The sequence below is a fragment of the uncultured Caballeronia sp. genome, assembly GCF_964243625.1.
Lineage (GTDB): Bacteria > Pseudomonadota > Gammaproteobacteria > Burkholderiales > Burkholderiaceae > Caballeronia.
In genome coordinates this window covers 1-5,813 of record NZ_CAXTGZ010000396.1, presented here as the reverse complement: position 1 = coordinate 5,813, position 5,813 = coordinate 1, and the positions used below count along the sequence as shown (strand labels likewise).

The 5,813-nt window shown below is 59.3% G+C and carries 8 protein-coding genes and 2 pseudogenes; 3 read left to right on the top strand and 7 right to left on the bottom strand.

What is annotated here, in order from left to right:
• Both ACFFAR_RS22800 and ACFFAR_RS22795 read left to right on the top strand, forming a co-directional pair.
• A pseudogene (locus ACFFAR_RS22800) lies at nt 1-193 on the top strand (aspartate aminotransferase family protein); the annotation flags it as partial.
• A 9-nt stretch (nt 194-202) separates the two neighbouring features.
• Nucleotides 203-505 (top strand): annotated as a pseudogene (locus tag ACFFAR_RS22795) (RidA family protein); the annotation flags it as partial.
• 21 nt (nt 506-526) lie between these two features.
• Here ACFFAR_RS22795 and ACFFAR_RS22790 read toward each other — a convergent pair.
• Both ACFFAR_RS22790 and ACFFAR_RS22785 read right to left on the bottom strand, forming a co-directional pair.
• Nucleotides 527-835 carry an ArsR/SmtB family transcription factor gene (locus ACFFAR_RS22790; RefSeq protein WP_375508517.1) on the bottom strand — a complete coding sequence of 103 codons (309 nt, stop codon included), beginning with the start codon at nt 833-835 and terminating at the stop codon, nt 527-529.
• A 46-nt stretch (nt 836-881) separates the two neighbouring features.
• A complete protein-coding gene (locus ACFFAR_RS22785) occupies nt 882-1,631 on the bottom strand; it encodes an SDR family NAD(P)-dependent oxidoreductase (protein ID WP_062002303.1) in 750 nt (249 codons plus the stop codon).
• A gap of 260 nt (nt 1,632-1,891) precedes the next feature.
• Between ACFFAR_RS22785 and ACFFAR_RS22780 the strand changes: the two genes are divergently transcribed.
• Nucleotides 1,892-2,590, top strand: a complete 699-nt coding sequence (locus ACFFAR_RS22780; protein ID WP_174364730.1) for a redoxin domain-containing protein — start codon at nt 1,892-1,894, stop codon at nt 2,588-2,590.
• Nucleotides 2,591-2,615: 25 nt separating this feature from the next.
• On the opposite strand, the gene ACFFAR_RS22775 is transcribed toward ACFFAR_RS22780, so the two are convergent.
• The 5 genes from ACFFAR_RS22775 to ACFFAR_RS22755 all read right to left on the bottom strand — a co-directional run.
• Nucleotides 2,616-3,518, bottom strand: coding sequence for a LysR family transcriptional regulator (locus ACFFAR_RS22775; protein ID WP_062002302.1), 903 nt, complete (start codon nt 3,516-3,518; stop codon nt 2,616-2,618).
• A 37-nt stretch (nt 3,519-3,555) separates the two neighbouring features.
• Nucleotides 3,556-3,966, bottom strand: a complete 411-nt coding sequence (locus ACFFAR_RS22770) for a RidA family protein (RefSeq protein WP_075358084.1) — start codon at nt 3,964-3,966, stop codon at nt 3,556-3,558.
• 115 nt (nt 3,967-4,081) lie between these two features.
• Nucleotides 4,082-4,555 carry a VOC family protein gene (locus ACFFAR_RS22765; protein ID WP_174364731.1) on the bottom strand — a complete coding sequence of 158 codons (474 nt, stop codon included), beginning with the start codon at nt 4,553-4,555 and terminating at the stop codon, nt 4,082-4,084.
• Nucleotides 4,556-4,708: 153 nt separating this feature from the next.
• Nucleotides 4,709-5,497 (bottom strand): acyl-ACP--UDP-N-acetylglucosamine O-acyltransferase, encoded by a 789-nt coding sequence (lpxA, locus tag ACFFAR_RS22760; protein ID WP_174364732.1) that lies wholly within the window; start codon nt 5,495-5,497, stop codon nt 4,709-4,711.
• Nucleotides 5,454-5,813 (bottom strand): hypothetical protein (locus ACFFAR_RS22755; RefSeq protein ID WP_375508516.1); only part of this gene is annotated, 360 nt, incomplete at its 5' end. The genes lpxA and ACFFAR_RS22755, both read right to left, overlap by 44 nt.

Genomic DNA, 5,813 nt, shown 5'->3' with positions numbered 1-5,813 from the left:
CACGAAAGAGCCCGCCGATGGGCTCGGCGCCAAGATCACGCGCGAGTGCATGAATCTCGGGCTCAGCATGAACATCGTGCAGTTGCCCGGGATGGGCGGCGTATTCCGGATCGCGCCGCCGCTGACCGTTCACGAAGATGAAATCGATCTTGGCCTGGACCTGCTCGGCAAAGCGATCGAGCGTTCGCTGTAGTCACGAATGGGGCAAGTCGGCAGCCGTGAGGACAGTTCGCCCGAGCCAGATCTCGAGACGCAGGTCCGGCTCGTGTTCGACAATCTCAACGCGATTCTGGCGGCGGCCGGATGCACATTCGACGACGCGGTCGACGTCACGGTCTTCATGGTCGACCCGGAATCGAAGTTCGAGACAATCTGGAAGGTCGTATCCGAGTACTGGGGCGACGCGCCGCATCCGACACTGACTGCGGTCGGCGTGACCTGGCTCTATGGCTTTCAGTTCGAGATCAAGGTGATCGCGAAGTTGCCGGAGAATGCTGAAGCCTGATTGACCGGAGCTACAGCCCTCCTACGTGCCGGGAGAACTGCCTCCCGAACTGGCGAGACAGGTTTCACTCAGGAAATCGATGACTTCCTGAATGACGTCCACGCTCGCCGAGTAGTAAATGAACGTCCGCTCCCGGCGTGCGAACACGAGCTTCGCGCGGCGCATGTCCTTCAAATGGAAAGACAGGCTGGATGGGACGATTCCCAGCTTTCCGGAGATCTCGCCGGCAGACAATCCGCGCGGCCCCGTGCCGGCGAGCACCCTGAAAATGGCCAGTCGCGACTCGTGCGATATGGCGCTTAGCGCGAGCATCCTGGCATCGGTGTCCATTTTTATCGTTCGTCGTGATCGACTGGCCAGCCTGTGGGTTCGCTGCTCAAACCTGTGCCATGCCGCCATCGACGGGAAGATCGATCCCCGCGACAAAGCTGCTTTCGTCCGATGCCAGGAACAACGCGGCAGCCGCAAGCTCCTCCGGGCGTCCCATGCGGCCAAGAGGAATGACTTGCGCGAAGGACTCGCGCAGCTTGTCCGATTCTTCCTTCGTCTCGAACTGCGAGTCGATGATCGGCGTATCCACCGGTCCCGGACTCAGCGTATTCACGCGAATGCCGCGATCCTTGAGTTCGAGCGTCCAGGTCCGTGCAAACGAACGGACCGCCGCCTTGGACGCGCTGTACGCGCCGTAAGACTGGAAAGCCTTCACATTGGCAATGGACGACACGAGGATGATCGACCCGCCTTGGCGCATCAAGGGCAACGCCTTTTGCACCGTGAACAGCAGGCCCTTTGTGTTGATACCGAAGATTTTATCGAAATGCTCCGGGCTGATCTGATCAATGCCCTGCAACTCGATAAACCCCGAATTCGCGAACAACACGTCGATCACACCCCTGGTTTCCCTGACCTTGGCGTACAGCCTATCAAGATCGTCCGGATGGGTGACGTCACCCTGAACCGCTGTGACATTCCGGCCGATTGCTTCGACAGCTTTATCGAGTTCCGCCTGCCGCCGCCCGGTGATAAAGACGTGCGCGCCCTCTTCAGCAAACCGCTTTGCCGTCGCGAAACCGATACCGCTGCTGCCACCCGTGATGACCGCGACTTTGCCTTGTAACCTGGACATGATGAATCCCATTGAGAACGTTGTATGCGTGTCGGGCGGTCTTGCCCGACCCCGTGGCAAAGTTATCGAGTTCATCTGGGAACGGCTACGGGCGCTTTCGAATAACGCGAATTCCGCGCAGGAATAAATGCAACTCACCGCGCTCCATGCCCTCTGGGAATGAATGTTATGCGTTCGACATGCCTTCCGGATCGCAGGGCCGCGGAAGATGATCTGATCCGTCGGACGCGGATCATCCACTCGCACAGCAAGGGGTACACATGGCACTTCAGGAAAAACTCGACGCATTGAAGGCGGACTTCATGGGCGGAAAAGCACCGTACTTCGCACCACCGGAAATTCATCCGGTAATGGAGCGGGCGACTGCGGAACTCATCGCATCAGGTCAGGCACGCCACGCATTGAAAGCCGGCGATATTGCACCGGAATTTACACTGAACGATTCCGACGGCGAACGGGTTTCATCGGCCGCGTTGCTTGCGAAAGGGCCGCTCGTGGTCAGCTTTTATCGCGGCGTGTGGTGCCCTTATTGCAACCTCGAACTTCAGGCGCTCGAAACGTCGCTTGCCGCTTTCAAGGAACACGGCGCCAGTCTTGTCGCCATTTCGCCGCAGAATGCAGTGAACAGCCGCAAGTCGATTCGAACAAACAATCTGAGCTTCCCGATTCTGATCGATACACATAACGATGTGGCCGCGGCATTCGGAATCCGTTTCGCACTTCCGGACTATCTGGTCGATCTCTATCAATCTTTGAAGAACGACCTGCCAGCTTTCAATGGCGACGCCAGCTGGACTTTACCGATGCCGGCGCGATATGTGATTGGACAGGACGGCACGATCCTGTATTCGGAGGTGAACCCGGACTACACGTATCGGCCGGAACCTGACGACATGCTTCCCGTGCTTCGCCAGCATGGAGTCACGGCGGGCGAGTCCGACCAGCGCACCAGGATTTGACGTCGCCCCTGGCCATCGCAATACGTCATCCGACGTGCGAGTCCACACCGGCCAGGGTTTCTTCAACGAAAGCCACAAACGCCCTCGCTTTCGCGCTCGCCATGCGTCCAGTCGGGAAAAGCGCCCAGAGATCGACGCCGGGAAGGCCCCAGTCGTCGAGCACGGATACGACTTCCCCACTTGCAAGTTCGGGCGCCAGCATCCACTCGGAGACGACCGCCAGGCCCATGCCGGCGAGCACCGCCGCCCGGACGCCCTCCGCGGCCGTGACCCGGACGCGTCCCGAAACCACAACAGACGTCTCGGCCGCGCCGCGTGCGAACGACCACGCCGATCCACCGCCGCCCTGCTCGTAGATGACGGCCTGATGCATGGACAGATCCGCCGGCGTCAGCGGTGTGCCCGCTTTCTCGAAGTACGCAGGCGTTCCGACTACCTTGCGCGGGCTCGTGCCAAGCTTGCGCGCGGTCATGGTCGAATCGTTCAGCGCGCCCATTCGCAAGGCGACATCGACGCCACGTTCGAGCAGGTCGACGTTTTCATCGTCCAGAATGATGTCGATGCTCAGCTCCGGATTGGCCTCCAGAAAAACCGGCAGCCTGGGAACGATGTGAAGCCGCGCAAAGGTCACGGCCGCTGATACCCTGAGGCGCCCGGCCAACCTGCTGGCGGCGCCCTTGGCCGCGAAATCGGCTTCATCGGCCTGCAGGATCGCGCGTCTTGCGTGCTCGTAGTAGGCCTGACCCGCCTCCGTTGGCGTGAGGCCGCGGGTGGACCGGAGCAACAGGCGAACACCCAGGCGATCCTCAAGCTGAGCGATCGCCTTCGATACCGCCGGCTGCCCGACATCGAGAAGCCTCGCGGCTGCCGAAAACGATCCGGATTCGACCACGGATACGAACGTCTCCATTCCAGTCATTCGGTCCACCGTGCGCTCCCTTCTGTCATGTCACGTCGGCCAGGCATCAGCATGCCGCAGTCGAGTCCCGCTTCACCGCCACGCATTTGATCTCGACCAGCAAGCCCGGATGCGCGAGCTCGGATACGCCGATCGAGGTCCACGCGCATGTGCCGCGTGGAAAGACGCGATTCTTCACCTCCCGGAATACCGGCATATGTGTGCTCATCTGCACGTGGTACGTCGTCATATCGACAACGTCTTCGAACGTGCAACCGGCCGCTTGCAACACCGTGCGCAGATTTATCCAGCATGCCAGGAACTGCGCCTCGGGATCGGCGATCACTTCCAGGTCAGCCGTGCGCCCAACTTGGCCAGCGCAGAAAACGATGGCGCCGACCTTTACGGCCGGCGCATATCCTGCACGGGCGACGATATTTTGCATCGCCGAAGGGACGATCACTTCGCGGTCTGTCATGTGATGTTTCCGTTACGGGGTTGAAGCAGTCATGGGTTCAAGGGTCCTTCACTACGGACTGAATTATGACCGCTTATGGACAATACCGAGCGGAGACACTGAGTGCGAAGATGTGTTATCCCGCCGTTCCCGAATACGCGGCCCTCAGCGCCGCGATATCGAACTTCACCATTTTCATCATGGCTTCGGCAACACGCGTGGCCTTTAAGTGATCGGAGTCGGCCATCATTTCGATGAGATCGCCAGGAATGATTTGCCACGAGACGCCAAAGCGGTCTTTCAGCCATCCGCACGCCTCGGGCGCGCCGCCGCCTTCGAGCAGCGCGTTCCAGTAACGGTCGAGTTCTTCCTGATCATCACAATTGACCATGAACGATACCGAGTGATTGAACGGGTCGCCTCCGCCCGAACTCATGGCGATAAACGGCTGCCCGAAGAGGACGAACTCGACGACCTTCGTTGAACCGGCGCTTGTCACCGCGGTTTTCCGGACGACGTGCGAGTCCGGGAAAATACCTGCATAGAATGCGGCGGCCTCCTCTGCTTCGTTCGAGTACCAAAGAAACGGCGTGATTTTTTGAATCGACATTGCAATCTCCTGTCAGTGTTGACTGAATGCGTGGTTAAGCCGCATACCGCCATTGAGACGACGAAGGAAGGCCATCGAGATCGACATGCGCCGGCCGAATTTTTTTCGCTAGCGAACATTCGCAGCCGCGCGATGCTTCCGAATCCGGACGACTTATCGAATCAAGCCGCGAGTGGACCGGACGAGAAACTCATGGAACGGTTTGACTTCGGCGTGGACGCTTGCAATCTCGGCGATCTCCGGCTTCGCTTCCTCGAGCGTCTTGCCGCTTCGGTAGAGCACCTTGTAGGCGTTCCGGATGGCGTGGATCGCTTCCTTGCTGAAGCCGCGGCGCTGCAGGCCCGTAGTGTTCACGCCGTTCGGTGAAGCGTGATTGCCCTGGGCAATGATGAACGGCGGCACGTCTTGCGCCACGCCGGAACAGCCGCCCACCATGACGTGCGCTCCGATGACACAAAATTGGTGGACCGCGCACATCCCGCCGATGATCACGTAGTCATCCACGATCACGTGTCCGCCCAGCGTTGCGTTATTTGCCAGAATGCAATGATTGCCGACAATGCAATCGTGCGCCACGTGCGCATTGACCATCAGCAGATTGTCGCTGCCGATCCTGGTGATGCCGCCGCCTTGGACCGTGCCTCGATGTATCGTGACGCTCTCGCGGATCTTGTTACGGTCGCCTATTTCTACTTGCGTCGGTTCCCCGGCGTACTTCAAATCCTGATTGTCCTCGCCGATCGTAGCGAAGGGGTAGATGGTGTTGTCTCGACCCATCCGTGTGTGGCCACTTACAACCACATGGGACTTGAGGATCGTTCCCTCGCCAATCGCGGCATCGCTGCCAACGATGCAGTAGGGACCAATACGCACGCCGGCGCCTATTACAGCACCGTCTTCAATAACCGCAGTCGGATGGATGACAGCCGTTGCATCGATCATCAATGTTGCCTCGCAAAAACGCCGCCCTCGGTGTCGTGGCGAGAAGCTCGATGACGGCTGGGTACAAGGCGATTATATTGACCCTTTGCACACGCTGCCGATGCCCTTTCGTTTCGCTGTCGTCAAGGGCCTCCGGCGCCGCAGAAAGAGCCCCGGCACAGTGCTGGACCAGACGCTCATGGTAGAGGTTTTTCGTCTTGGGAAAAAAGAAAGGCCGAGCGGGCGTTTTTTTTAAGCAAGACATGCAGAAGCGCCAATCACCCATCGGCTCGCCAGGATTTTCCTGCCGTGCAACAGCGCAAACTGTCAATCCGGG